Raw genomic sequence first — 25688 nt, forward strand, 5'->3', positions numbered from 1 at the left:
TATAATCTAAGTGTCAGCAAGGAGGAAAATATGAAAAAAATATTAATTTTACACACTGGTGGTACAATCGCCATGTCTGAAAATCAAGAAACAGGCGCAGTTGCACCTGGTGCAGAAAACCCTTTAAACCAAGTTGAAAATCCATTTGGTGATCGTTTCGATTTAATCACTGAAAATATTTTTAACTTACCATCCCCACATATTGGCCCCATAGAGATGCTAATTATTCAAAAAAGAATTATGCGTGCATCCGCGGAAGCGATTGATGGTATTGTTATTACTCACGGTACGGATACATTAGAAGAAACTGCTTATTTTTTAGATCTTACATTACCGAACCATCTACCTGTCGTTTTAACAGGTGCTATGCGTTCCGCAAATGAAATAGGCTCAGATGGCTTACACAATTTTCAAACAGCCATCTTAACTGCAGCAAGTGATGATGCAGTTGATAAAGGTGTCTTAGTTGTTATGAATGATGAAATTCATACAGCACGCTATGTAACAAAAACACATACAACAAATGTCGCAACTTTTAGAACACCAACGTTTGGCCCAATTGGTAGTATCGCTAAAGATAACGTGACCTTTTTTGCCGAATTGCTAAGCCAGACTTGCTTAGCAATCGACAAAGTTGTTGATCATGTTTATTTAATTAAGGCTTATGCTGGAATGGATGCTGATTTACTTGGTTTTCTTAATAATGACCAAACGAACGGTATTGTCATTGAAGCTCTTGGTGCAGGAAATCTTCCCCCACAAGTTTTAGCTAATCTTCAAAAATTAATTGATCGCGATATTCCAGTTGTAATTGTTTCACGTTGCTTTAATGGCGTGGCACAAGATGTTTACGACTATGAAGGTGGTGGCGTTCAATTGAAAAAAATGGGCGGCATCTTCTGTCGTGGCTTAAATGGTCAAAAAGCAAGAATCAAACTATTGGTTGGATTAAGTGCTGGTCTTGAAAAAGAAGAACTCTCGATTTATGTCGCAGATGCTTTATCATAAAAATATAAAAAATGCTCTGAGTAACTGGATAGACTTCCAGTTACTCAGAGCATTTTTTATTCTAACGTTTCGTCCACTCACAGTCAGCTTCACAATAAACATCATCACCAATTTTAATCTGGTGATGTGTCGTTAAGTTATCAATAACAACGATACTATCTATCTTATGACCATAGTGAATTTCTTTTTCATATTTAATATTCATATGTTTCAAATCATGTGACATTAAAAAGTCTTCTGACAATGAATCTAATAACCAATCAAAATATTTTGAATTGTTTACATGTTGATTTGGATCAATATCAAAGAATCGAACGTCATATGATTTTTTAGCAGCTATTGTATCTTCTTTCATGATACCAACTGGTTTCTCCAAACGCTCAATTCTTCGTGTATATTCAGCACCAAAAGGTTCAATAACTTCTGGCAATACACGAGTCATTTTACGTGTTTTATGATCCATTAAAACAAATACAGCATGAATATGTGCACACTCATTACCTGCTTCATCATGAACCCAGAAATCTCGGTAACAGAAGAAACGATTGTACGAAACAGCCTCAGTAGTTAATGTTAAATTCTCATCAATATGTGGTATTCTCGAAATATCAATAAGATATTGTGTAATAACCCAACCAAAGCCCAAATTTGTTAAATCTTTTTCAGTAATTCCTAAGCTATCACTTTGGTCTGTTGAAACCAAAATAATCATGTTAATTAGCATTGCTACTGTCACACGCCCACTTTTATCGCCTTCATAGTAAACCGCACGATGTAGCTCACTAAATTTATTATCTGCCAATATGTTCACTCCTTAAATCTGATGATACAGATTATAAACTTCTTGTTTTTTCATCTCTTGTTTCTTAGCAATCTCTTTTATCGCATCATTAGTTTTCATACCTGTTTCAATCAAATAATCAACTTGTTCTTCAATTGACATATTAGCCAGATGATCAACTTCCGTTGCTTCTGGCGAATCATTTCCCTCAACAATTACACAAAATTCTCCACGGACTTGCTCAGTGCCAGCCCATTTGATAGCATCATCCAGTGTTCCACGCAAGAATTCTTCATAACGTTTAGTTAATTCTCGGCATAGTACAACTTTACGCTGACCACCAAGGCTAGCAGCTATTTGTGTTAATGTTTTTTTCAAGCGATGTGGTGCTTCATAAAAAATAAGCGTCATTGTTTGATTTTTCAACTCAGCTAATTCTTCTTTTTGACTCTTAGGTTTTCGCGATAAAAAACCATAGAATAAGAACGGTTGTGGCGCTAATCCAGAAGCTATTAATGCAGTGATCCCGGCATTTGCCCCAGGAAGTGGCACAACTGGAATCTTAGCTTCAATACATGCTTTAACAAGATCATGCCCAGGATCACTAATTGATGGCATTCCTGCATCACTTACTTGTGCGATTGATTGACCAGCCAATATTTTATCAACAAATTGCGGAATACGTTCTTGCGTATTATGTTCATGAAAACTCAATTGACTTGTTTCAATTTCAAAATGATTTAATAATTTTTGTGTGTTTCGTGTATCTTCGGCTGCTATATAGTCAACCTCTTTTAAAATATCAATCGCTCTAAACGTCATATCAGATAAATTACCAATTGGTGTCGGTACTAAATATAATGACCCAGTTGTCCCTTTACCTTGAAAACTGCTTTGTGCTGCTATTTCACTCATACTTCGCGCTCCCCATAAATTAAATCTAAACAGAAAGCACAAGGTTCATCATCGACTCGACGTGATCCGTACATCCCTTCAATATTACAAATATGAAAACCTTGATCATATAATTTTTCTAAGTTTTGACGTGATTTTGACAGATTTGCATCGGAAGATTCATTAAAATTCTTAGACGTTTGTCGTTCTATTTCACTTAATCGTTCTCTCAAATGTTGGTTTTCAATCTCCAATTCAGCGTTATTTTCAAGAACACCAGTCATATCAGATTTTATTGTTTCAAAACTCGATAACATTTTTTTCATTTCTTCCTCGATAGCTATAAAATTATCATATAGTTGACGCTTATCCACAAAATCACCTTCATTTCATATTTTATAAATCTATTAATTTTAACGTTGTTACTTCAATTGCACTTTGAAATGTCATATTTATTTGGAGCATCGTTTTAATTTGTAAACAACCATCTAATATAGCAACTAACTTTTTATCACTAATCATTTGAGTTATTTTATCAATTTCAGTTAAACGATTAGAAAAACTCACTTGTTCCTTACGATTATAACGGACAAGTAAACAATCACGCGCTAACAGTACCATTAAATCAACCATCAATGCCTGTTGTTGTTTTTCTTTTGCGAGTGGCACTAGTTTTGTTTGTACCAAAATGAAACTTTCAGCATCATTTTTCAATAATTTACTGAACCAATTCCAAACTTGATTTGTCATTTCAGTAAAATTCTCATCTTGTGCTAATGCTACAGCATGGCTTGTACTCTCAGTTACATGAACAAGTAACTGAGCCTGATCTTTCAAGATACCTTGATTTAATAAATTTTGAATCAATTTTTCTTGAGAGAGTGCGACAAAATTAACCAGTTGGCACCGTGATTGAATAGTTGGCAAAATTTGATTTTTATTTTCTGTTAATAAGAAAGCTTTCACATTTCCAACAGGCTCTTCTAAAAATTTAAGTAAACTGTTCGCAGCACTAGCTGTCATACTCTCAGCTTTTTCAATTATAAAAATCTTTTGGCTACCTTCAACACCACTTTTTGAAAATTCTGATTTCAAAAATCGAATTTGATCAACTTTAATTGACTGGCCTTCAGGCTTAACACTCACGATATCAGGGTGATTACCTGATAGAATTCGTTGACATTCACCACATACACCGCAAGGCTTTTGATCCTCGTCAGCAGTACAAAAGAGTCGCATTGCAATCCATTGTGCTAGTTCAACCTTACCAATACCTTCTGGTCCGGAAAATAGATAAGCATGGGCTAACTTATTTGTTATTATCAATTTTTCAAAATGTTCAATTAATTTTGGCTGTAATTCTTGAATTTTAATATTACTGGTTTCATCAGCTAATTCTGTCATTACTATTTACTCCTAAAATTGATGAAACTCTTCTACTGGTAAGACAAATACTGTTGCACCACCAACCTGAACTTCTAATGGAAATGGTACTTGTGCATCCATTGAAACATCTAAGTTAACAGGGGGGGCCATAAATTGTTCACGCGTTGATGATGTCTCTTTAATGATTTGTAATACCTCATCAACACGTTCATCTTCAATACCAATTAAAAAGGTTGTATTACCAGACTTTAAAAAACCACCAGTTGTTGATAGTTTTGTTGCACGGACATTTGAATCTATAAATATATTGCTTAATCGGTTACTATCTTTATCTTGAACAATCGCTGTAATTAATTTCATTTGAATTCCCTCATTTCATTTATTTAAAAGACTCGGGTAATTTTTTCTTCAGAACGTCAATACAATCGTCAATTACTTTTTCCAAAGGTTGCGCCGCATTAATGGTTATAATACGTTCTGGATTTTTCACTGCTAATTGTTGGTATGCTTTGCGTACTTTTTGATGGAACTCTAACTTTTCATCATCTAAACGATTTATTTCATTTTGACGATGCTCAAAAATTCGTTTTAATCCAATTTCTGATGGTACGTCAAAGTATAAAGTTAAATCAGGTTCTGTTCCATTTGTTGCAAATAGGTTCATATCAGCAACCGCTTGCGTTCCGATATCTCTACCAGCACCTTGGTAAGCAATTGAACTATCAACATAACGATCACATATTACAATTTTATCTTCCTTAAGTGCTGGGAAAATTATTTCTGCGATATGCTGACGTCTTGATGCTGCAAACAATAATGCTTCAGTTCGTTTATCCATCTCTGGATAATCTTGATTTAAGACAACTTCACGAATGGCTTCAGATATCGGACTTCCACCTGGTTCACGTGTTATAACTAATTCTTTTACCAAGTTATTTTGTATCTTTTTTATAATACCTTTTAAGGCACTCGTTTTGCCGGACCCATCTGGTCCTTCAATCGTTATAAATTTTCCAGTCACATTAACGACCCCAATACTTATTATTATTGTACTTGAATCTTAAAAACCTGTCCATAAGATAAACCTACTATTAGTATACTATCTCTTATTTAATAAATCTAATCAGCATTTCACAAAAAAACGCCAAGACAAGTTAGGCGAATTGTCTCAACGTTCTTTCTAATTTAATGTGTGATTACTGAAGCCTGCATATGCCCTTTAACTGAACGAACACGCGCTTCATTATAGAGAAAGAAATATCTTTTTCTTGCCATCTGTGTTTCATTAATTAATTCTTCATCAACTTCGTAAATGGCCTCTTCAGTTTGTTTGGCTTGATCCCATGCTATTTTAGCGAGATCAATTGACTCTAGCAACTTAGCGTCATACTCTTTACGTAATTTAAGTTTTGTTTTTTTATTAAACATTACACCGTCAGCTCATTTCTATATTTCAGTACGTCCTTCAATCGCTTTAAACAACGTCATTTCATCTGCGTACTCAATATCGCTACCTACAGATAGTCCATGGGCTAATCTTGTCACTTTAATTCCAGCCGGTTTAATCAATCTCGATAAATACATTGACGTTGCTTCACCTTCTGGCGTTGCATTTGTCGCAATAATAACTTCCTGCATATCGGGATGCGATTGAAGACGTGTTAATAAACTTGTGATATTAATATCTTCCGGCCCTTTACCTTCAATTGGTGATAATACACCATGAAGCACGTGATACAAGCCGTGATACTCTTTCATTTTTTCTAAAGACATCACATCTTTAGGTTCTTCTACAACAATAACTTTGGTTTGATCACGTGATGAATCAGAACAAATCTGACAAGGATCTTCTTCAGTAATATTGCCACAGATACTACAATAATGTAGGTCTCGTTTGGCAGATATTAGTGATTTAGCAAAATCGGTGACATCATCTTCATCCATATCAATTGTAAAAAAAGCTAATCTTGTAGCAGTTTTACCACCAATACCTGGTAATTTCATATAACTTTCAATCAATTTTGCGATAGGTTCAGGATATTGCATTTTCTTTAGCCTTCTTTAATTTTAAGTTTATAGTCCAGGCATCCCTTGAGAATATTTACCCAATTTATCAGTTGTTGTTTTTTCAATTTTTGTCATAGCATCATTAACAGCCATAATAATTAAATCTTGTAACATATCAACATCATCAGGATCGACTGCTTCTTCTTTAATCATGATATCAGTCATTTTTTTGTCCCCTGTAAAGGTTACCTTAACTAAATCATTTGAAGCTTCGCCAACAAATTCAGTTGCATTCAAAGCCTCTTGGTCTTTTGTCATATCTTTTTGTAATTTTTGCATTTGTTTCATCATACCTTGCATATTACCATTTCCACGCATCATTATTAATTACTTCCTTTCTAATCCTGTTTAATTTCTATATTTTCTGTTCCAAAAATTTCTTCAGCTTTTGAAACAATTGGTTCTACTACTTCAGGTTCTGGCTCAATAATTGTTTCAGTTCCCTCGTGCTCATTTTGTTTAATGTAAGATTTTCGGACTTCTGGCCATTGCTCTGCTGTAATACAGACCACCTTAGGGACATGATGTAATAATCGATCTAACCCATTACCTAAAGCATCGAGTAACTCTGTATCACTTGAAGCTTTGACAGACAAGAATTCGTAATTAAAACTAACAAGTACACTGTCAGGACTAGCCGCAACCGGTTCACTAGCTTGCATAATCGCACGTTGTGTAACTGAAAGTTGATGCAACAACTCTGGCCAAACCTGTTTTAATTGTACCAAACTTTCTTTTGTTGCGTGATCTAAAATAGGATAAATTTGAGATAAATTTAATGTTGCTTTTTTTTGAGTAGAGGCAACTTTTTTAGGCTTAGCTATTACTGCCACTTGCGGTTGATTATCATTCTGACTTAAATCAATTATTTGCTTTTTCAAGTCTTCAACTGTTTTAGTTAAATTATTAATTTGTTTAGATGCATCTGAACTTAATTCTGATTGAGTCGTCTCCGCAATCGTATCAGAGGTATTAAATTGTGATAATCGAATTGTTAATACTTCTAAATAAACATCTGGATGTGTTGTAAATCGCATTTGTTGTTGAATTTCATTTAAAACATTTATCATTTGGTATAAGAAATCAGCAGAAATAGTCTGTGATAAGTTTTTAAAATCATCATTAACCATCCCTAATTCTAGTTGATTAATAAGTGCTGGTGCTTGCTGATATAATAGTAAATCACGACTATAGGCAATTAAATCTTCGATTAATCTAGTTGAATCTTTACCTTCGTCTATAATTGCTTGTATCGTTTCTAATGCCTCAGTAGTCGCTTTTTGACTAACTTCCGTGACGTAATTCTGTATTTTATCCTGTGTTACACTACCGGTTACTAACAAAGCATTATCCAAAGTCACCTTGTTATCACCGAATGAAATGACCTGATCTAAAATACTCAAAGCATCCCGCATTCCACCTTCAGCTGCTTTAGCGATAACTTTAAGCGCTGGTTCTTCATATTCAATTCCTTTTTCAGACAAAATATAAACCATTCGTTCATAACTGTCAGCTGGCGTAATACGCTTGAAATCAAATTTCTGAGTTCTAGAAATAATGGTTGCTGGAATCTTATGTGGTTCCGTTGTAGCAAGAATAAAAATAACATTTTCAGGTGGTTCTTCAAGCGTCTTCAAGAGTGCATTAAAAGCACCCGTAGATAGCATATGAACTTCATCAATAATATAGATTTTAAAATCAGCTTGTGTGGGTGCATACTTTACTTTGTCACGGATATCACGAATTTCTTCAACCCCATTATTAGAAGCGGCATCAATTTCGATAACATCGTTTAATTGACCATTCGTAATAGCGATACATGTCTCACATTTGTTACATGGTTCGCCATTTTCCTGGAAGTGACAATTAACTGCCTTAGCAAAAATTTTAGCTGCGGACGTTTTACCTGTTCCACGTGGACCATTAAAAATGTATGCATGACTTGTTTGTTGTGTCATAATTGCATTTTTCAACGTCTGCGTAATCATGTTTTGTCCAACTAAATCACTAAATTTTTGTGGACGCCAGACACGGTATAAAGCTTGGTAACTCATCACAATCTCTCCTTTCAAAATCTATAAATAGCTTTTTAAATAAAAAAATCTCTCAGCCATTTCTGACTAAGAGTCTTAAATAATCATAATTACTTAAGGCACAAAGTGAATCAAACTTAGTGCTGCTTCCTTCCGGATCTGACACAATTCGTAAGCACACTATTGCCTTAAGGCCTTGCGGCAATTATTATAATACATTAAATTCCAACAAAAAGCTACCTTTATGATTGCTTTTTTTCTTTTCTTTTACGACGAACTTCTCTAAAGAATGATTGGAGTAGGTCTTTGGCTTCATCTAATAATAATCCAGATTCTACTTTTGCTTGATGATTAAATCGTTCATCCGTTAATAAGTTCCCAATGCTGCCTGCAGTTCCTGCTTTAGGATCAAATGCACCAAAGTAAACTTCGGGGATTCTTGAATTGATAATCGCACCACTACACATTGGGCATGGTTCTAGTGTTACGAATAATTGCGCATCTACAAGACGCCAGCTATGAATCGTAGCACAGGCTTCTTGGATGGCTAAAATTTCAGCGTGAAGGGTTGCATCTTGCACGTGTTCACGAATATTATGGCCTCGTCCAATAATCTCACCATTTTGTACAACAACACAGCCAATTGGTACTTCACCAATAATTTTTGCATTTCTTGCTTCATATAAAGCTTCGCGCATAAAAAATTCTTTTTGTTCTTCAGTTAATTTTTCTACCATTTACTTCACACTCATTAAAATATAGTAACCTTTATCTTTTAAAATAATGTCACAATTACCAAAAACTTCAGTCATTCTCTTTTGAGCCGAACTTGCCCCTTGTTTCTTTTGTAATACAGCAAACAATTGTCCGCCAACTTTTAAATGGTCGAATGCGCCACTTAAAATTTCATGAACGACCTCTTTGCCTGCTCTAATAGGCGGGTTTGTAAGAATTGCAGCATAATCTGTCTTTTTTACATGACTGTATGCGGCAGATTCAAAAACTTCTATATTATTAATTTTATTGATTACCGCGTTCTTCTTTGCTAATTCTAATGCTAATTCGTTTACATCTGTCATGTCTATTTTTCGTTCTGGTTGATTCTTGGCTATAGCAAGTCCTATTGGACCGTATCCACATCCAACATCTAAAATATTTCCCGGAATTATTTTTTGTTGCTCAACTGCATTTAATAAAACTCTTGAACCAAAATCGACTGTTTTTTTTGAAAATACACCATTATCTGTGGTAAACTTAAACTCGTTGTTCAACAGTTTAAATGTCCATTCTTTTTCATCATGAATAACATCTGGATTTTTCGAAAAATAATAATTCGTCATATTTTTACCTACTTTCTCAATAGTTTCTATAATACGGAGAAAATCGAATTTTCGCAATCAAAATTTAATATAAACAATCCAAGACCTTGAACACTACATCTTGTGTGATGCAACTTAAAATCACACTAAATGTAGTGTTTTTTTCAATTGATTTTTGGATTATGTGTTGTATACTTATCTTATTAAACAAAACAACAAAGGGGAATTTATATAATGAAAAAAGTTACTGTATTTACAAAAAACAACTGCATCCAATGCAAAATGACAAAACGTTTTTTAGAAGAAAACAACGTCGACTTTGATGAACGTAACATTTCCGAAGACGATAACGCAATCGATTACTTGAAAGGCCAAGGTTTCCAAGCTGTTCCTGTTATAGAAGCTACTGGATTCGATACAATCGCAGGATTTCGTCCTGATATGCTTAAAAAGTTGGCAGTCTAATGAAAATTGTTTTCTTTAGCATTACTGGACAAACACGACGCTTCATCAATAAAATTGGCTATCCTTCATTTGAAATCGATCCAACAAACCCGCTTATTGAATTAAATGAACCCTATATTTTAATTGTTCCAACTTATGAAATTGGGCTCACTGAATCGGTCAACGACTTTATTGAATATCAATCAAATAGAGAAAATATACTGGGTGTTGTTGGCGGTGGGAACCGCAACTTCGCCCAACTTTTTATTTTTACAGCCAAAGATATCGCAACCGACTATCACGTCCCATTATTATATGAATTTGAATTCAATGGCACTGAAGAAGATGTAATCAATATGAAGAAAGTAGTTGATGAAATTGACATTAAAAACGTTAAATAGTGATAAAGTCACTTATTATGATTTAAATAATGAAATTAATATTCCCGTAGACGGTCAAATCCCACTTCAAAAAGATCAAGAAGCCTTAACCGCCTTTTTGAAAGAAAATGTTGCTGAAAATACAATGCAATTTGATTCATTAAAAGCACGTTTTGATTATTTAATTGACAACAACTATATTGAAACTGATTTTTATAATAAATATGACTTCTCATTTATAGAGGAGCTCTACGCTTATTTAGCAGCTCAAAAATTCCATTTCGGTACATTTATGGCTGCCTACAAATTTTATGCTCAATACGCACTTAAAACTGATAATAATGCCTATTACCTTGAAAATTATATTGATCGTGTTGCAATGAACGTTCTTTACTTTGCTGATGGTAATACAGAACTAGCTATGAATTTAGCTGACGAAATGATTCATCAACGTTACCAACCTGCTACACCTAGTTTCTTAAATGCCGGTCGTAAACGTCGTGGAGAATTAGTTTCTTGCTTCCTAATTCAAATTACTGATGATATGAATGGTATTGGACGTGGCATTAACTCAGCACTTCAATTATCTCGAATTGGTGGTGGTGTTGGTATTACGCTCAGTAATTTACGTGGCGCAGGTGCACCAATTAAAGGGATTGAGGGCGCTGCTTCTGGTGTTCTACCCGTTATGAAATTATTAGAAGATAGTTTTTCATATTCTAACCAACTAGGACAGCGTCAAGGTGCTGGAGTTGTCTATTTAGACGTCTTCCATCCAGATATTGTTGCTTTCCTGTCAGCTAAAAAAGAAAATGCTGATGAAAAAATCCGTGTTAAAACTTTATCACTAGGCATCACTGTACCTGATAAATTTTACGAACTCATTAAAGATAATGCAACGATGTATCTTTTCGATCCCTACGGTGTTGAAAGAGAATATGGAGTCCCTTATTCCTATGTTGATATCACAAAAGAATATGACAATATGGTTGCCAATAAAAATATTAGTAAAAAAACGATTCTTGCCCGCGAATTAGAAACTGAAATTTCTAAGCTGCAACAAGAGTCAGGCTATCCTTATATTGTCAATGTTGATACAGCAAATCGCGCAAACCCAATTGATGGTAAAATCATTATGAGTAATCTTTGTTCAGAAATCATGCAGGTTCAGACACCATCAACTGTGAATAATGCACAAGGCTACGATGTTATGGGGACTGATATTTCATGTAACTTAGGCTCAACTAACATTGTTAATATGATGGCTTCTCCAGATTTTGGCCGTTCAGTTGATTCAATGGTTCGCGCTTTAACTTTTGTAACTGATAGTTCAGATATTGATGTTGTGCCTCCTATTCAACATGGAAATAACTTAGCGCATACCATCGGTTTAGGTGCAATGGGCTTACATGCCTACTTCGCTAAAAACCATATGCATTATGGTTCAGAAGACTCAATCGATTTCACTAGTGTTTATTTTATGATGCTTAACTATTACTCATTAAAATCATCAAATGCTATCGCTAAAGAAAAAAATGAAACATTCCATAACTTTGAAAAAAGTACTTATGCAACTGGTACCTACTTTGATAAGTATCTTAACGAAGATTGGGGCCCTACTTCTGATAAAGTTGCTGCCTTATTTGATGGCATCGACATCCCTAATCAAGAAGATTGGGCGACTTTGAAAGCTAATATTCAAACTGACGGTCTTTATCATCAAAATAGATTGGCTGTTGCACCTAATGGCTCTATTTCATATATTAACGATACTACTGCCAGTCTTCACCCAATTATTAACCGAATCGAAGAGCGTCAAGAAAAGAAAATTGGAAAGATTTACTATCCAGCTCCTTACCTTTCAAATGACACGATTCCATACTATACTTCTGCATACGACATGGATATGCGTAAAGTTATTGACGTTTACGCTGCTGCACAGGAACATATCGATCAATCACTTAGTTTAACTTTATTCATGCGTTCAACGATTCCTGAAGGCCTCTACGAATGGAAAAATGGTCGGACAGATAAAATGACAACACGTGACTTAAACATTTTGCGTAATTATGCGTATAATAAAGGTATTAAGTCAATTTACTACATCAGAACCTTTACTGATGATCAAGAAGAAGTTGGCGCAAACGCTTGTGAGAGTTGTGTTATCTAAACTGTAACGGAGGAAAGTTAAATGAATAATGATAGTTACAAAGCAATTAATTGGAACGAAGTTGAAGATCAAGTTGATAAAGCAACTTGGGAAAAACTAACAGAACAATTTTGGTTAGATACACGTATCCCCCTTTCAAATGATTTAGATGATTGGCGTACACTGAGTCCTGCAGAAAAAACATTAGTTGGTCATGATTTTGGTGGGCTAACATTGTTGGATACGGTGCAATCACAAGATGGGATGGAAGCGTTGCGTCATGATACACGGACTGCCCACGAAGAAGCTGTTTTAAATAATATTCAATTTATGGAATCGGTTCATGCTAAAAGTTATTCATCAATTTTTTCAACGTTGAATACAGCTTCAGAGATTACTGAAATTTTCGAATGGACAGACAAAAACGAATTTTTACAAAAAAAAGCACAACGTATTAATGGTATTTACCAAAACGGGTCACCATTGGAGAAAAAAGTTGCTTCTGTTTTTCTTGAAACGTTCTTATTCTACTCTGGTTTCTATACGCCACTTTACTATTTAGGCCATAACAAACTGGCAAACGTTGCTGAAATTATTAAATTAATTTTACGTGATGAATCTGTTCATGGTACCTTCATTGGCTATAAATTCCAATTAGGATTCAACGAACTTTCTGAAGAAGAACAAGGTAAAATGAAGACCTGGATGTATGACCTTCTGTTTGAATTATATGAAAACGAAGAAAAATATACCCATGAACTTTATGATGAAGTTGGTTGGACTGAAGAAGTTTTAACCTTCTTACGTTACAATGCCAACAAAGCTCTAATGAATTTAGGCCAAGATCCTTTGTTCCCTGATACAGCTTCTGATGTTAATCCTGTTGTCATGAACGGAATTTCAACATCAACATCTAATCATGATTTCTTCTCTCAAGTTGGTAATGGCTACTTACTTGGTAGTGTGGAATCAATGGATGATTCAGATTATGAAATTGGTGAAAGCGGCCAAATGAAACGTCGTCCTAAACGTTAGAAAAAAATCCTTACTATCAGCCTAAAAACTGATAGTAAGGATTTTTTATTTAACAGTTTTAACTTTACAATTACAGTAACATTCCCACTATTCCCGCACAAAGTATCAATATTCCTATAATGACCATCCATACACCTGATAAACGATTTAATTTCTCACGATGACTAGAATCCTGCGTTATTTTCTTCATCCTAAAGTTGGTATATTTATTAGGAACCGTTTTAGGCGCATAGTTTCCTAAGATGATCAGCAATGTTCCCACTATCAGTGCAACACTGCTAATAATATTAACCTGATGTCCCAACGCGGTAGCAAATATCATTGTTGCTAAAAGTATTGATAAGATTGGCGTAATCCAAATTAAAGCTGTATCTAGTTTCTTATTTTGACGATTAGTGTTATCTATTACCATTATCACCACATTGATTAAAATCATCAATAATGGGAACCCAATAATAACTAGATTTTTATCACCATACTGATCAATATTACCACCTATATTCCAGTGAATCGGAATTTTATTGGGTAATTTGTGATACAAAACTACTCCCATAATCATTGGAACAAATCCAAATAAGATGGCGCTGATATTCCTTTTATTTTTCATAATTGTCTCCTCCTACCAGATATTGTGACCATTTTAAATAATTCGAAATAGTCGTTTGATTCAAATTAATATGGTTACTACTTTTACCAATTGGCAAGCTATAATCCTTACCAGTAATGTAGTAAAAAAAATAGCATTTAGAGCTAATTAAAAACTAACCCTAAATACTATTTTTTTAAGCGTTCACTTTGTTAATCACTCTTTTATCTGTTGGTAAAACAGTTACTTCAAATTCTGAAATATAAGCATTTTCATAGTCCAATGCCTTAATATTAAAATTAGCAATTTTCATTTCATCATTAGCTCGAAATTTTGAGTCATTATTAAGCACAAATCCAGTAAGCGTCACCGCTTCACTTTCTTCCGTTTCTTTAAGCGTTGTATCAAAATATCTTTCAAAATCATATAATGTCACTTTACCTGAAACTTTAAATTTATTGTTTCCCATATCTACTATATTATCGTCATTCGTATCATCAAATTCTTCTCTAACAACACCAAATAATTCTTCATAGATATCTTTATCTGTAACAATCCCTGAAGTCCCACCATACTCATTAACGACGATAACGATTGGTGTTCTCTTAGATACCATAACATCCATAATACTATGAACTTCAGCATTTTCTTGAACGGCCGGAATATCACGCATAATTGTTGAAATCAAATTTGTCTTATCAATTTTTTCCTGTCGCAATAAATCATAACTATAAACGTACCCGATAACTTTATCTTTATCATTGTTAGCAATAACTGGGAACCTTGAATATCTAGTTCTCCAATATAAATTAACAACGTTTCTAATTGAATCGTCTACGTCTACTGCAACCATCGATGTTCGGTCAATCATGATATCTTCTGCCACTTTATCATTCATATCAAATGCTCGTCGCATGAATGTTAAATCTTCTTCATCAAGTTCACCAGCATTTGCGGATAATCGAGATAATGAGAGAATTTCAGTTTGCGAATAAATATCTTCTTCATTTTCAACTTCATAACCTAACAAATGCGTAATCCAATTTGCTGAACGATCTAAAATCCAAATTAATGGGTATAACACAATATGGAAAAACATAATAGGACGGACAATAAATAATAATACTGGCAATGGATCTGCAATTGCAATATTTTTAGGTACTAAATCAGTAAAAACAGCATGAATAACAGTAAAAATAAGAATTGCAGCAACCGATGCAATAGCATTTGCCATAGCCGCGGGTAATATATTTGATTGTATAATCGCATCTGCTATTGTTTTTTCACCAATCCAACCTAAAATCAAACTAGTTGAAGTGATTCCAACTTGGGCCGTTGACAGATACTCCGTTAGGTTCTCCGTCATATGAATAGCCCGCTTAATATTTTTAAGCGGCTTTTTCCCATACATATCTTTCAATGCACTAATACGGACACGAACCAACGCATACTCAGTCAGTGTAAATAACACAGACAAAAGTAATATTGCGATAATAACAATTACATTCACTAAATAATTTTCCGGACCAGAATCCAAGGTAACACCCTACTTTCAATTTGTTGTAATTTCTTAACTTCCATTATATCAAAAATATTGTTCATAAACTAGTTAACACTTTATCATTATATCTAAAATAAGGCTATCTAAATCGATATATCTTGGTATTATCTTAATTATAATTAAGAAGTGTCATTTTTAATTAGCCTTTTCGTAAACAACTATTACTTAAATAAGTTATAATAAAATTATCATATAAATAATTAGAATTGGGGATCTATAATGAATTTTTTAAAGAAATATGGTTTTTATTTAATGGCACTTGCCGTTATAAGTGAGTGGATTTTGCCTTTAGCATTAGCACCATTTGTACCTGGTTATTTGCAATTCACTAATTTAATTAGTGATTTTGGGGAAGTTGGCGTTCCAACTCATATGGCATTTAAAGTTTGGGAAGTTATAAATGGACTTCTTTTCTTACTTTCAGCACCAGCTTTCTATGAATATTTTAAAGGTACGTCAAAAAAATTAGCCAGCTGGTTTACCGCTATGTTAATTATTTTTAGTATGACCGATTGTCTTTTAACAGGAATTTTCGATCGTGCACTCACATCAAATACACAAAGCATTACGGGTATGATCCACAATTATTCGTCAGGCATTGGCGACACCGCTCTTTTGATTAGTATGTTTTTTTTATTAAAACTCTATCAAAAGCAAGGTAAAAAACTAATTACAACCCTTTTATTAGTTGCCTTTATTATTTCACTAGGAATTCAATTTTTATTTGTTTATCCAAGAATTATGCCAGATTCACAATTTAAAATTCCTTATCGTGGTTTGTGGCAACGTTTAAATTTATGGTTACTCTATATGCCATTTTTATTAATCTCTATCAAAAATATGTTTAAAAAAAGATAATACTAATTAATGAAATGCCTCACAATTATTAGACATAAGTCTAGTAATTGTGAGGCATTTTTATATCTAAATAATCGAGTAAGAAAGCAATCATCATACGCAGTTTCCAGACTAAAAGTACGTTAAATTAACTATTTGTTCACTACATTTAGAGTTTCTTTTGCTTCATAACAAACGTATTTCTTGCAAATTAAAAGACATAATTCCGATATTTTACCGGAATTATGTCTTGGTGTCTCAAATAATATATATCTCTACCCTTTTAATATACTATATTATCTAATATTCTTTATTAAAAACTTCATTATAGGGCTAGGCATTCTATCCTTTTTATCTACTGATTTTTTTTGATTTACAACTGCTAAAATCTGTAATAACGTAAAGGCAATCGAACTACGTTTCCTAAATGAAATATATTTTGGCTGCCATTTAGTTACATATTTATTTTTATACTTCTTTAGTCCCTGGAAACCATAAAAATGATACCCATATTCATAAATTAAATGAGCTATTTTTTCTTCCGCAAAACTAAATTTAGATTCACCTACATTCGACAATGGTGCCATACCCATATCGAATAATTCATAGCCGCCTTCTTTTGCTTGTTGAAAAAGGCTAATAAAGATTTTATCCATAATACCAGATGGCGCTTCTTCTCTACTATATCTCATCAAATCAATCGATAAGACCCTATTATTTCCGGTTGGCATCATTGTCGCAAAGGCAACCTTATGTCCCTCAGAATCATTAATAATAGCAATAGGCGCTTGATTAAGATAATATTCATCGAAAAATCCTAAAGAAAATCCTTTTTCAGCTTGTCCATTCAGCCAACTATCAGATATTTTTTTCAATTCTTGAATAGTTTCCTTTGAATAAGGGGGCTCGATCATTGCAAATGTATAGTTTTCTCGTTCAAATTTATTCATTAAAGCACGTTCAGAACGTCTTTTTTTACCAGCCAATTCAAATTCAGCTACTCTAACAAAACCTTCTTCACCCGTTTTAATGAAATCAAATCCAACTTCATGTAACATCATTGTTAACTTCGCATCAACTTCATAAAAAACTAATTCTAATCCTTCAATATCTGCGTCAACAATAAATTGATTAATTGCTTCACGAATAAACTCATGATTACCAACAGGTTCACCCATAACCACTAATTTATTCGATTTTTTTTGATAAAGGAAAAATACTTCGTCCTGTCCATCATTTTGATAGAAATAAACATTTTTATCCTTTAAAAATGAAAGATGACTGACTTCATTACCACCATAAGTATCAATTACATTTTTAACACGATCTGCTGGAAAATCTTGCTTACCAAATCGTTTATCCTTACCAGATAAGTACGTAAATGCAATCCATAACACCACAACTGCAGAAAGTAAACCTAGGAATCCTGATAGCCATATCTTTTCTGAAGGAAATAAGAATACATCTGGAACTTTACCCTTAAAGTGGAATTCTGGCATGTTATAGAATCCTACGATTGTGTATAAAATGAATGTTCCAGCAAATATACTTCCATCAATTAATAAACGGCCCCATGAATATTCAAATCTTTCACGATAAAATATTGGTTTAGATAATAGTGCACAAATGAGAATGATAGTTAAGAAAATAAGTATTGTTACTGAGAAATCATGCCACAATGTATTAGCAATACCCACGACAACAAAGATAATCATTGGCCAATAGACACGTTTAACTTTAGATTCAATACCTCGACCAATCCCAATCATTAAGAATGCAAGTATAATATTACTCATTTGATGAATGAAATAAAAGGTATAAGGATATAAGTAATTAATAATTGGATTAGTAAATGTAAATTCTGGAACCGTTGAAGCAAGTAATAAGATGATACCTGTCATATAGAAAAATAACACAAGTATAAAATGTGCTACTCTACTGAGTAAGATAACTGGTAGTCCATTTAAGTACTCATTAAGACGATGTCCTGAATCTTTAACGAATAATAATACCCCCACTAAGAATGGGAATATATAATAAAATAATCGATAAAACAATAACCAGATAACAGCTGTGCTATCCTGTACACCTAATGTTTGTAACCCTAAAATCATAAAGACATCAAAAGAACCTAACCCACCCGGAATCATTGAAATAACACCGATAATTGATGCGATAATAAATAACGGGAAGACAGCAACTAAATTAGATGTATCAACATTCATCATAAATCCGATATAAATGAAAAATAAACCAGCAGATCCCCATTCTAAGGAAGAGCCAAGTATTAACGTTAGTTCACGACCTAATGTTAAATCTGCAAAAAATTCTGAATCTCTTGTCTTTGTAATAATAAAAACAATTGGAAAATATAGGCCACCTAATAACAACCAGACCCAATACTGTCCGAATTGTGGTCCAATATTTAATCCAAAAATCATGAATAAAGAAACCCAACAATATAGTGATAGACCCGCAACTAAAAATAATGCTATTTTTGATATAGCAAATAGCACCTGTTTTTTAGACGCATTTTTACTATAAAAATTAGCTCTAAGTGATGCACCTAGTAGGCCACCAAATCCTGCTATGTTAGTCATTGTATTCGTTATCCAACCGCTTTGAAGAATGTATCGCCAAGAATACTTTTCTGGTAAAAATTTAACCATGACAAAATCATAAATCATCATCGGAAGGACAGCAATAAATCCAATTACCAACATTAATATAATGGATTTTACTGACTGTGATTCAAAACTTTGCTGAACTTGTTCACCATTTATATCCTTAAATATTTGTCCAACTTGGATAATAACAAAAATTAAAACTGATAAAACAAATAAAAGCTTAATTGCTGTTAATCTTTTTTTAATAAATTCATTACACGTACTAATTATTTTTTTCATTTTTTGAATCCCCCGATTTATTTTTTGTTACTTATACTCCCCCCGGAATATATAATACTATTTTTTCTTTTGTTCTACGTAACCTTCATTTCACAATAAAGTCTATATCGTTAATAAAATTAATGTAGTCTATGTAAAATTTGGTATAAAATAACTAACATCACCATAAAAATAATTTGCTTCGATCTAGTTACTATTTCTAAATTAACTCTTTTATCTACATACTAACTAATTTTAAATAAGCGCTGGTGATCATGCCAAACTGTGGACATTAATAAATAACTAATGATGTATATAGAAAAAGTTTAACATTAATTAATAATTCGACGAATTTCTAATTTTAAAGAGATTTCAAACGCTAATATTGGAATAGTTATCGCTATCCTTTAAATAGACGCTTCTAATTATGTTCGTTTATAGCTTACCCCCTCTACATTTTGTCCATTTTATTCAATATTTTTTCAGATATATGTTTATTTAAATACCTTACCACGATTTATTAACATAACCAAACATTTTGCAAAAAAATAGCACGATGATTTCCAATAAATTGGAAATCATCGTGCTTAAAATTATTCAAAAATAAAAATATTATTATTTGAGAGTAACTACTGCGCCAACTTCTTCTAAAGAAGCTTTCATTGCTTCAGCTTCGTCTTTAGAAATACCTTCTTTGATAACTGATGGAATGTTATCAACTAAACCTTTAGCGTCTTTAAGGCCTAAACCTGTAATTTCGCGAACGGCTTTGATAGCTTTAACTTTTTGGTCGCCAGCTTCTGTTAATTCAACAGTAAATTCTGATTTTTCAGCAGCAGCTTCGCCAGCACCAGCGCCAGCAGCAGCTACAGGAGCAGCAGCTGAAACACCGAATTCTTCTTCGATTGCTTTAACTAAGTCGTTTAAATCTAAAATGCTTGCTTCTTTTAAATCAGCAATGATTTTTTCTGTATCTAATGACATGTGTGTATCCTCCATTTTATGTGTACGATTTTGTGTGTACCTTTAGGTACCGATCATAGATGCTAAGTATTAAGCAGCAGGTTCTTCGTCTTTACTTTCTGCAACAGCGTTAATTGCATAAGCAACGTTGCGAACAGGTGCTTGTAATACTGAAAGTAACATTGAAAGTAAGCCATCACGACTAGGTAATGTAGCAAGAGCGTTAATTTCTTCTAACGTTGCAACTTTACCTTCAATGACACCACCTTTAATGCTAAGTGCTTCAGCAGTCTTAGCAAAATTAGCCATAATACGTGCAGGTGCAACAACATCTTCGCTAGAAAATGCGACTGCAGTAGGTCCAGAAAATACTTCTTCCATACCTTCATACCCTGCTTTTTCAGCAGCACGTACTAAAATCTTGTTTTTGATAACTTTCATTTCAACGCCTGCTTCGCGTAATTCCTTACGTAATGCAGTCACTTGTTCAACCGTTAAACCACGGTAATCCACAACAACTGCAGATGCAGCGTTATTGAATTTTTCAGTTACTTCATCCACAATTAATGCTTTTTGTGCGATAAATTCTTTACTCATAATTGATTCACCTCCTGTAGTCGTGTCAGAGCTTTTTTACAATAAAAAAACTCCGTGTCCACCAAGACACAGAGAGAGTAATACTTCACTCCTCGGCAGGTAAATTAAGGCTTGCGCCACCTGAGTCTTCGGTAGAATCATAAATTAATTGACTTCCATAAATTTAACACAGTTAGATATATGGGTCAACTAAAGAAATTTAATTATCTAATATTAGTTTTGAGCCAAGTTTAAGCTTGGACCAAATGTTGTAGCAACAGATAAATGTTTGATATAGCCACCCTTAACTGATGATGGGCGAGCTTTAACAATAACATCGTTGATAACATCAAAGTTACCAATTAATGCTGCATCATCAAATGATACTTTACCAATTGGAACATGAACATTTCCATCTCTATCAGTACGGTAAGTTACCTTGCCGGCTTTAGATTCTGAAACTGCTTTTTCAACGTCCATTGTAACAGTACCTGTTTTAGGATTAGGCATTAAACCTTTAGGTCCTAAGACACGGCCTAAACGTCCAACTTGGGCCATCATATCTGGTGTTGCAATAGCAACATCAAAATCTAACCAGCCACCAGAAATACGTTCAACCAAGTCATCATCACCAACAACGTCAGCGCCGGCTGCAAGTGCAGCTTTAGCTTTATCGCCTTTAGCGAATACAACAACAGTTTGGTCTTTACCAGTACCATTTGGAAGTACAACAGCCCCACGTAATTGTTGGTCTGCTTGTTTTGTATCTAAGTTTAAGTTGTAAGCAAGTTCAATTGTAGCGTCAAACTTAGCAAAGTCCATTTTCTTAGCTAATGCGATTGCATCAGTAATTGAATAGTTTTTACCTTCTTCAACTTGTTTTAAAGCGTCTTGATAATTTTTACCTTTTTTAGCCATCTTGAATTTTCCTCCTTGCAATATGTGGTCTAACGGATAAACCTCCCACTTGATACATCTATTTTCATAGAGTATCCGACCGAGAAGCGTGTTTGTAGTTAGGAATTAACCTTCTACAACGAATCCCATGCTTCGTGCAGTTCCTTCGATCATGCGCATTGCAGATTCAACACCTGAAGCGTTTAGATCTTGCATTTTAGTTTCAGCGATTTGTTGAACTTGAGCACTAGTTACTGTTGCAACTTTTTTAGTGTTAGGTTCGCCAGAACCACTTTCAACGCCTGCAGCTTTCTTTAAAAGAACTGCTGCGGGTGGTGTTTTTGTAACGAAATCGAATGAACGATCTTCGTAAACACTAATTACAACGGGAATTAACATACCAGCTTGGTCAGCTGTACGTGCATTGAATTCCTTTGTAAAGCCCATGATATTAATACCAGCTTGTCCTAATGCAGGACCAACCGGTGGAGCAGGAGTTGCTTTCCCTGCTGGAATTTGTAATTTAACGACGTTTGCTACTGTTTTAGCCACGTGACATACCTCCTTGTAAAATCCGTGCGTGGTAAATGGAGATATAAATTTCTCCTCCCACTGTATGCAGAACATACTAATATAATATAACACCCAGATGGGTTCCACGCAATCTTATTTATGCTTTTTCCATAAAAATGTGTAAATTGATTCATCAACTCGTTTATTTTCATGTAATAATCTGTGTGCTGCTCTTCGACCGCTCACAATAAGTTCCTGATAATTAAGCTGATTTTCAACTAAATAGCGAAGTGATAAAACACTATTAATGGAAACAGCGCCATCATTGCCATTTTTCAAATCGCCAGCAATATTTAAAAATTGTAAATTCTCCGGTAGATGCTGCATTGCCTTTTCAAAATACTGGTAGAGTGAAGTCGTTTCCACTGGACCTTTATCAGTTAAAAATAAATCTTCAATGATAGGCGTATTTTGTGCTACATTATGATCATTGTATGGTGCACCAATTGAAATGGCATGTGCCACCATTGGGACATCAGTCATATCTCTGTATTCTGTCATATAGCGTAATATACTGACACTACCCATTGAATGCCCAACAAAATCGACCTTTTCAATGGCATAAGCGCCATATAAAAATTGCATAATATAATGTAACCATAAGCTTTGTTTTTCAACAGGAGCTATATTATTTTTAAATAAAACTTGAATGAATGGTTGCGCAGATCTTAATTGACCTTCAACATGTAAACTACCATTATCATCAACTATGATAACCATATCTTTACGACCATAGCCTGCTCGTTCAAAACGGGCAATCATTGGGCCAAAAGAAAGTCGATTACCACTATAACCGTGAACAAATAGTGTTGGGGTCATCTTGTCGCTAGGTACAATTGGATCAGAGGCATCAATTGAAACATGCCCTAATCGTCTAAATTTATTCCCAATGAAAAAACTTGTGCCTGCTCCTAGACCTAACAAGCCTATCTTCAAAAGTCCCTTAGTCATTAAATCACCTTCTACTTTTGTGAGTTATCACCCTAGCCTAATAATTTATCTACTTGATCAAAGTTCAATTCTGTACTTGTTTCACGACCAAACATATCAATATCAACTTTAAGTTTTAATTTTTCATTATCAATTTCCGTTACTTTACCGATAAGGTTAGCAAATGCACCTTCAATAATTGTGACAGATTCACCAATTTCAATGTCCAATTCTTGATGACGAGCACTCATACCCAAACGACGAAGAATCAATTCTACTTCTTCAGGTAATAGTGGTGCTGGTTTACTTCCGGCCCCATGAGAACCAACGAACCCAGTTACGCCTGGTGTATTACGAACAACATACCATGATTCATCTGACATACCCATCTCAACTAAAACATATCCAGGGAATGTTTTCTTCATATCTGTTTTTTCTTTACCATTTTTAACTTCACGTTCTTCTTCTTCAGGAACAACTACACGGAAAATAAAATCTTCCATACCCATTGATTGTGCACGTGATTCAATATTTGTTTTAACTTTATTTTCGTAACCAGAGTAAGTATGTAAGACATACCAACTTTTTTCGATTGATTCCATTATATATATCTCTCCTTAAATTATCAGCTTCATTTTTCTCAAACAAAAAAAACTCCGCATCAACGAAGTTTTCTCACTTGTGTCATTATATCAAAACATCAGTTAAATAGCTATTCTTCTATGAAAATAGGGTTAAGAATGCAGAAGCACCTGAATCAACAATCCAGAAGAAAATCGCAAACATAATTGCAGTTACAACAACAGTTGTTGTATCACGACGTAGTTCCTTACCTGTTGGCCAAGTTGTTGCTTTAATTTCTACGATAACACTTTTAAGAAATGCATTAATTTTTCTCATAACTATCCCCCTATTTTGTTTCACGATGTAACGTATGTTTATTACAATATTTACAAAATTTATTTACTTCTAAGCGTTCGGTTCTGCTCGGTTTTGCAGCTACAATATAATTTCGTGAGCCACAAACGATACAAGCCAATGCTACTTTTCTTTGTGCCATGACTTTTTCTCCTTAATGTAAAGTTAACTAACGCTAACTTCGACTAACATTTTTAAAGAATACACTCATTTTACATTAAAAGAAAGAAAAAAGGAACCACCCTCTTTTCTTTCTTTCCTAATTATCGATTTTCTTTAAAAAATAACCCAAGCTTACTCTTACACCTTGAGATAGATCCTAATACCTTTTTCATATCGCACTCTAAAATAAGCGCAATTTCTTCTGGCTTTTTCATTTGATAATAAAGTAAAACAAAAGTACTTCTTTCTAACTCTGACAATTTCAATTCAAAATCATCCAATTTTTCTTGAAGGATAATTCTGTCATCTGCCAATATCTCACAATAAAACGAAGGCCGTTCACATTCACCATAAGTTTCTTCATATCGTTCCAAAGAATGCGAGTTCGCATCAGACAGCCTTTTAGTCGCTGATTGTTTGCGAATTAAACTAAAAATACAATTCGATAGACTGGTTTTAAAATACTGTCCAAACGTAATTCCTTTGTTCGGTTGGTAATTTTTTAATGCTTTAAAACAAACAGCTCTAGCCTCTTGTAAAAAATCTTCAGTATCCCATAATTTTAGATAGTATTTACGAATCATCGAATAAACCATTGGACGATATCGTTCAAATAACGGTTCAAATTTATGTTCTGCACCTAATTTAATTTGGCAAATCAATTGAAAATCTGTTTCGTTTTCAGTACTCCGGTAAGTTTCATCTAACAAGTAGACTCTCCATATCCGGGTCTCCATTTTTCAATATACCAAACATAATGACTGATTACAACAGTTGCTTAGTCATGTGATAGGTGATCACGCAATTCAGCCAGACTATCTAATTGTTCTGAGTCCCATGGTGAACGACGAACCGATGCCTCCGTTTGATATTTTTTGGCTTGTTGAGCAACTTCTTTTTTAGATTCATTAATGTCTTTGTATAACTCCCATGCAGGAATTCTTAATGCACCTTGTGAGAAAATAGTCCACTGTTCTGCTTGATCACTCGTTGCAACAGTTACCTGTGTGAGTTTAGTCTGTAACTCACCTATCATTGCTTCAATATAACTATCAGCCGTCTGACCCTCTGCTGTCCAAATAATCTCTAATCCATATTTTGTATAACTCTTTGATAGTCCTGGAACATACATTGCATCAAAGACAACGATTAACCGAGAGTCAATCTGTTTATGATAATTTGATAATTTGTGCAGTAGCAAGTCACGTGCTTCATCAAGTCGCTCTGATTGTTTCAATCGATTTAATTCTGGCCAATTACCAATCATATTATAGGCATCTACAACCAAAATTTGCTTTTTCATT

General features: G+C 34.0%; 31 protein-coding genes, 1 other RNA gene and 1 other annotated feature. Of the genes, 6 read left to right on the forward strand and 26 right to left on the reverse strand.

Annotated elements, in window-relative coordinates:
- Positions 1-30: 30 nt before the first annotated feature.
- Positions 31-1008: an asparaginase gene (locus AC1RPX_RS06665; RefSeq protein WP_481761911.1), complete on the forward strand. Its 978-nt coding sequence runs from the start codon at positions 31-33 to the stop codon at positions 1006-1008.
- Positions 1009-1069: 61 nt separating this feature from the next.
- Here the strand turns inward: AC1RPX_RS06665 and AC1RPX_RS06670 are convergent, their stop codons facing one another.
- The 13 genes from AC1RPX_RS06670 to AC1RPX_RS06730 all read right to left on the reverse strand — a co-directional run bounded on the left by AC1RPX_RS06670 (position 1070) and on the right by AC1RPX_RS06730 (position 9509).
- Positions 1070-1810, reverse strand: coding sequence for an acyl-[acyl-carrier-protein] thioesterase (locus AC1RPX_RS06670; protein WP_481761910.1), 741 nt, complete (start codon positions 1808-1810; stop codon positions 1070-1072).
- Between the two features lie 12 nt (positions 1811-1822).
- Positions 1823-2704 carry a 16S rRNA (cytidine(1402)-2'-O)-methyltransferase gene (rsmI, locus tag AC1RPX_RS06675; RefSeq protein WP_481761909.1) on the reverse strand — a complete coding sequence of 294 codons (882 nt, stop codon included), beginning with the start codon at positions 2702-2704 and terminating at the stop codon, positions 1823-1825.
- Positions 2701-3057, reverse strand: a complete 357-nt coding sequence (locus tag AC1RPX_RS06680) for a DNA replication initiation control protein YabA (protein ID WP_481761908.1) — start codon at positions 3055-3057, stop codon at positions 2701-2703. The genes rsmI and AC1RPX_RS06680 overlap by 4 nt, the downstream gene beginning before the upstream one ends.
- A gap of 22 nt (positions 3058-3079) precedes the next feature.
- The gene (gene holB / locus AC1RPX_RS06685; RefSeq protein ID WP_481761907.1) at positions 3080-4087 is read right to left on the reverse strand and encodes a DNA polymerase III subunit delta'; all 1008 of its coding nucleotides are present in this window, start codon (positions 4085-4087) and stop codon (positions 3080-3082) included.
- Positions 4088-4099: 12 nt separating this feature from the next.
- A complete protein-coding gene (locus tag AC1RPX_RS06690; protein WP_409021519.1) occupies positions 4100-4429 on the reverse strand; it encodes a cyclic-di-AMP receptor in 330 nt (109 codons plus the stop codon).
- A 19-nt stretch (positions 4430-4448) separates the two neighbouring features.
- Positions 4449-5090, reverse strand: a complete 642-nt coding sequence (gene tmk / locus AC1RPX_RS06695; protein WP_481761906.1) for a dTMP kinase — start codon at positions 5088-5090, stop codon at positions 4449-4451.
- 164 nt (positions 5091-5254) lie between these two features.
- Entirely contained in the window at positions 5255-5497 is a 243-nt protein-coding gene (locus tag AC1RPX_RS06700) for a YaaL family protein (protein WP_481761905.1), read from the reverse strand.
- 18 nt (positions 5498-5515) lie between these two features.
- Positions 5516-6115, reverse strand: coding sequence for a recombination mediator RecR (gene recR, locus AC1RPX_RS06705; RefSeq protein ID WP_409021522.1), 600 nt, complete (start codon positions 6113-6115; stop codon positions 5516-5518).
- Positions 6116-6142: 27 nt separating this feature from the next.
- Complete coding sequence (locus tag AC1RPX_RS06710; protein WP_409021523.1) at positions 6143-6457, reverse strand: YbaB/EbfC family nucleoid-associated protein; 315 nt, start codon at positions 6455-6457, stop codon at positions 6143-6145.
- A 17-nt stretch (positions 6458-6474) separates the two neighbouring features.
- Entirely contained in the window at positions 6475-8190 is a 1716-nt protein-coding gene (dnaX, locus tag AC1RPX_RS06715) for a DNA polymerase III subunit gamma/tau (RefSeq protein ID WP_481761904.1), read from the reverse strand.
- Positions 8191-8277: 87 nt separating this feature from the next.
- Positions 8278-8364: signal recognition particle sRNA small type (gene ffs, locus AC1RPX_RS06720), an RNA gene on the reverse strand.
- 47 nt (positions 8365-8411) lie between these two features.
- Positions 8412-8906 (reverse strand): tRNA adenosine(34) deaminase TadA, encoded by a 495-nt coding sequence (gene tadA, locus AC1RPX_RS06725; protein ID WP_409021525.1) that lies wholly within the window; start codon positions 8904-8906, stop codon positions 8412-8414.
- Positions 8907-9509: a class I SAM-dependent methyltransferase gene (locus AC1RPX_RS06730; RefSeq protein WP_481761903.1), complete on the reverse strand. Its 603-nt coding sequence runs from the start codon at positions 9507-9509 to the stop codon at positions 8907-8909.
- Between the two features lie 213 nt (positions 9510-9722).
- Between AC1RPX_RS06730 and nrdH the strand changes: the two genes are divergently transcribed.
- The 4 genes from nrdH to nrdF are packed head-to-tail and all read left to right on the forward strand — an operon-like array spanning position 9723 to position 13496.
- Positions 9723-9953, forward strand: coding sequence for a glutaredoxin-like protein NrdH (nrdH, locus tag AC1RPX_RS06735; protein ID WP_481761902.1), 231 nt, complete (start codon positions 9723-9725; stop codon positions 9951-9953).
- Positions 9953-10333: a class Ib ribonucleoside-diphosphate reductase assembly flavoprotein NrdI gene (gene nrdI / locus AC1RPX_RS06740; protein ID WP_481761901.1), complete on the forward strand. Its 381-nt coding sequence runs from the start codon at positions 9953-9955 to the stop codon at positions 10331-10333. The genes nrdH and nrdI overlap by 1 nt, the downstream gene beginning before the upstream one ends.
- Positions 10305-12482 carry a class 1b ribonucleoside-diphosphate reductase subunit alpha gene (gene nrdE / locus AC1RPX_RS06745; RefSeq protein ID WP_481761900.1) on the forward strand — a complete coding sequence of 726 codons (2178 nt, stop codon included), beginning with the start codon at positions 10305-10307 and terminating at the stop codon, positions 12480-12482. Before nrdI ends, nrdE begins: the two co-directional genes overlap by 29 nt.
- A gap of 21 nt (positions 12483-12503) precedes the next feature.
- Positions 12504-13496 (forward strand): class 1b ribonucleoside-diphosphate reductase subunit beta, encoded by a 993-nt coding sequence (nrdF, locus tag AC1RPX_RS06750; protein WP_409021529.1) that lies wholly within the window; start codon positions 12504-12506, stop codon positions 13494-13496.
- Between the two features lie 70 nt (positions 13497-13566).
- Here the strand turns inward: nrdF and AC1RPX_RS06755 are convergent, their stop codons facing one another.
- Both AC1RPX_RS06755 and AC1RPX_RS06760 read right to left on the reverse strand, forming a co-directional pair.
- A complete protein-coding gene (locus AC1RPX_RS06755; protein ID WP_481761899.1) occupies positions 13567-14103 on the reverse strand; it encodes a DUF1648 domain-containing protein in 537 nt (178 codons plus the stop codon).
- A 175-nt stretch (positions 14104-14278) separates the two neighbouring features.
- A complete protein-coding gene (locus AC1RPX_RS06760) occupies positions 14279-15619 on the reverse strand; it encodes a hemolysin family protein (protein WP_481761898.1) in 1341 nt (446 codons plus the stop codon).
- Between the two features lie 243 nt (positions 15620-15862).
- On the opposite strand from AC1RPX_RS06760, the gene AC1RPX_RS06765 reads away from it, so the two are divergent.
- On the forward strand, positions 15863-16501 hold the full coding sequence (locus tag AC1RPX_RS06765) for a DUF998 domain-containing protein (protein ID WP_481761897.1): 639 nt from the start codon (positions 15863-15865) through the stop codon (positions 16499-16501).
- 275 nt (positions 16502-16776) lie between these two features.
- On the opposite strand, the gene mprF is transcribed toward AC1RPX_RS06765, so the two are convergent.
- The 11 genes from mprF to AC1RPX_RS06820 all read right to left on the reverse strand — a co-directional run bounded on the left by mprF (position 16777) and on the right by AC1RPX_RS06820 (position 25687).
- Positions 16777-19386, reverse strand: coding sequence for a bifunctional lysylphosphatidylglycerol flippase/synthetase MprF (gene mprF, locus AC1RPX_RS06770; protein WP_481761896.1), 2610 nt, complete (start codon positions 19384-19386; stop codon positions 16777-16779).
- A 594-nt stretch (positions 19387-19980) separates the two neighbouring features.
- The gene (rplL, locus tag AC1RPX_RS06775; protein WP_409021534.1) at positions 19981-20349 is read right to left on the reverse strand and encodes a 50S ribosomal protein L7/L12; all 369 of its coding nucleotides are present in this window, start codon (positions 20347-20349) and stop codon (positions 19981-19983) included.
- A 69-nt stretch (positions 20350-20418) separates the two neighbouring features.
- Positions 20419-20925, reverse strand: a complete 507-nt coding sequence (rplJ, locus tag AC1RPX_RS06780) for a 50S ribosomal protein L10 (protein WP_481761895.1) — start codon at positions 20923-20925, stop codon at positions 20419-20421.
- A gap of 34 nt (positions 20926-20959) precedes the next feature.
- Positions 20960-21075 (reverse strand) — a sequence feature (ribosomal protein L10 leader region).
- Positions 21076-21138: 63 nt separating this feature from the next.
- On the reverse strand, positions 21139-21822 hold the full coding sequence (rplA, locus tag AC1RPX_RS06785; protein ID WP_409021536.1) for a 50S ribosomal protein L1: 684 nt from the start codon (positions 21820-21822) through the stop codon (positions 21139-21141).
- Positions 21823-21927: 105 nt separating this feature from the next.
- Complete coding sequence (gene rplK / locus AC1RPX_RS06790; protein WP_409021537.1) at positions 21928-22353, reverse strand: 50S ribosomal protein L11; 426 nt, start codon at positions 22351-22353, stop codon at positions 21928-21930.
- A gap of 114 nt (positions 22354-22467) precedes the next feature.
- Positions 22468-23325: an alpha/beta hydrolase gene (locus AC1RPX_RS06795; RefSeq protein ID WP_481761894.1), complete on the reverse strand. Its 858-nt coding sequence runs from the start codon at positions 23323-23325 to the stop codon at positions 22468-22470.
- A 32-nt stretch (positions 23326-23357) separates the two neighbouring features.
- A complete protein-coding gene (gene nusG, locus AC1RPX_RS06800) occupies positions 23358-23909 on the reverse strand; it encodes a transcription termination/antitermination protein NusG (protein ID WP_409022813.1) in 552 nt (183 codons plus the stop codon).
- 115 nt (positions 23910-24024) lie between these two features.
- A complete protein-coding gene (gene secE / locus AC1RPX_RS06805; protein WP_057974232.1) occupies positions 24025-24204 on the reverse strand; it encodes a preprotein translocase subunit SecE in 180 nt (59 codons plus the stop codon).
- A 10-nt stretch (positions 24205-24214) separates the two neighbouring features.
- On the reverse strand, positions 24215-24364 hold the full coding sequence (rpmG, locus tag AC1RPX_RS06810; RefSeq protein ID WP_057974231.1) for a 50S ribosomal protein L33: 150 nt from the start codon (positions 24362-24364) through the stop codon (positions 24215-24217).
- A gap of 121 nt (positions 24365-24485) precedes the next feature.
- A complete protein-coding gene (locus AC1RPX_RS06815; RefSeq protein WP_481761893.1) occupies positions 24486-25094 on the reverse strand; it encodes an RNA polymerase sigma factor in 609 nt (202 codons plus the stop codon).
- 68 nt (positions 25095-25162) lie between these two features.
- Positions 25163-25687 (reverse strand): NYN domain-containing protein, encoded by a 525-nt coding sequence (locus AC1RPX_RS06820; RefSeq protein ID WP_481761892.1) that lies wholly within the window; start codon positions 25685-25687, stop codon positions 25163-25165.
- Position 25688: the final 1 nt, after the last annotated feature.

Source organism: Dellaglioa sp. CoH-56-MRSF-14 (genome assembly GCF_056782115.1).

Excerpts from the sequence above, each read along its gene's own strand:
- AC1RPX_RS06665 (WP_481761911.1), top strand. The coding sequence starts at position 31 with ATGAAAAAAATATTAATTTTACACACTGGTGGTACAATCGCCATGTCT.
- rsmI (WP_481761909.1), bottom strand. The coding sequence starts at position 2,704 with ATGAGTGAAATAGCAGCACAAAGCAGTTTTCAAGGTAAAGGGACAACT.
- holB (WP_481761907.1), bottom strand. The coding sequence starts at position 4,087 with ATGACAGAATTAGCTGATGAAACCAGTAATATTAAAATTCAAGAATTA.
- AC1RPX_RS06690 (WP_409021519.1), bottom strand. The coding sequence starts at position 4,429 with ATGAAATTAATTACAGCGATTGTTCAAGATAAAGATAGTAACCGATTA.
- AC1RPX_RS06700 (WP_481761905.1), bottom strand. The coding sequence starts at position 5,497 with ATGTTTAATAAAAAAACAAAACTTAAATTACGTAAAGAGTATGACGCT.
- recR (WP_409021522.1), bottom strand. The coding sequence starts at position 6,115 with ATGCAATATCCTGAACCTATCGCAAAATTGATTGAAAGTTATATGAAA.
- AC1RPX_RS06710 (WP_409021523.1), bottom strand. The coding sequence starts at position 6,457 with ATGATGCGTGGAAATGGTAATATGCAAGGTATGATGAAACAAATGCAA.
- dnaX (WP_481761904.1), bottom strand. The coding sequence starts at position 8,190 with ATGAGTTACCAAGCTTTATACCGTGTCTGGCGTCCACAAAAATTTAGT.
- tadA (WP_409021525.1), bottom strand. The coding sequence starts at position 8,906 with ATGGTAGAAAAATTAACTGAAGAACAAAAAGAATTTTTTATGCGCGAA.
- AC1RPX_RS06730 (WP_481761903.1), bottom strand. The coding sequence starts at position 9,509 with ATGACGAATTATTATTTTTCGAAAAATCCAGATGTTATTCATGATGAA.
- nrdH (WP_481761902.1), top strand. The coding sequence starts at position 9,723 with ATGAAAAAAGTTACTGTATTTACAAAAAACAACTGCATCCAATGCAAA.
- nrdI (WP_481761901.1), top strand. The coding sequence starts at position 9,953 with ATGAAAATTGTTTTCTTTAGCATTACTGGACAAACACGACGCTTCATC.
- nrdE (WP_481761900.1), top strand. The coding sequence starts at position 10,305 with ATGAAATTGACATTAAAAACGTTAAATAGTGATAAAGTCACTTATTAT.
- nrdF (WP_409021529.1), top strand. The coding sequence starts at position 12,504 with ATGAATAATGATAGTTACAAAGCAATTAATTGGAACGAAGTTGAAGAT.
- AC1RPX_RS06755 (WP_481761899.1), bottom strand. The coding sequence starts at position 14,103 with ATGAAAAATAAAAGGAATATCAGCGCCATCTTATTTGGATTTGTTCCA.
- AC1RPX_RS06765 (WP_481761897.1), top strand. The coding sequence starts at position 15,863 with ATGAATTTTTTAAAGAAATATGGTTTTTATTTAATGGCACTTGCCGTT.
- mprF (WP_481761896.1), bottom strand. The coding sequence starts at position 19,386 with ATGAAAAAAATAATTAGTACGTGTAATGAATTTATTAAAAAAAGATTA.
- rplL (WP_409021534.1), bottom strand. The coding sequence starts at position 20,349 with ATGTCATTAGATACAGAAAAAATCATTGCTGATTTAAAAGAAGCAAGC.
- rplJ (WP_481761895.1), bottom strand. The coding sequence starts at position 20,925 with ATGAGTAAAGAATTTATCGCACAAAAAGCATTAATTGTGGATGAAGTA.
- rplA (WP_409021536.1), bottom strand. The coding sequence starts at position 21,822 with ATGGCTAAAAAAGGTAAAAATTATCAAGACGCTTTAAAACAAGTTGAA.
- AC1RPX_RS06795 (WP_481761894.1), bottom strand. The coding sequence starts at position 23,325 with ATGACTAAGGGACTTTTGAAGATAGGCTTGTTAGGTCTAGGAGCAGGC.
- secE (WP_057974232.1), bottom strand. The coding sequence starts at position 24,204 with ATGAGAAAAATTAATGCATTTCTTAAAAGTGTTATCGTAGAAATTAAA.
- rpmG (WP_057974231.1), bottom strand. The coding sequence starts at position 24,364 with ATGGCACAAAGAAAAGTAGCATTGGCTTGTATCGTTTGTGGCTCACGA.
- AC1RPX_RS06820 (WP_481761892.1), bottom strand. The coding sequence starts at position 25,687 with ATGAAAAAGCAAATTTTGGTTGTAGATGCCTATAATATGATTGGTAAT.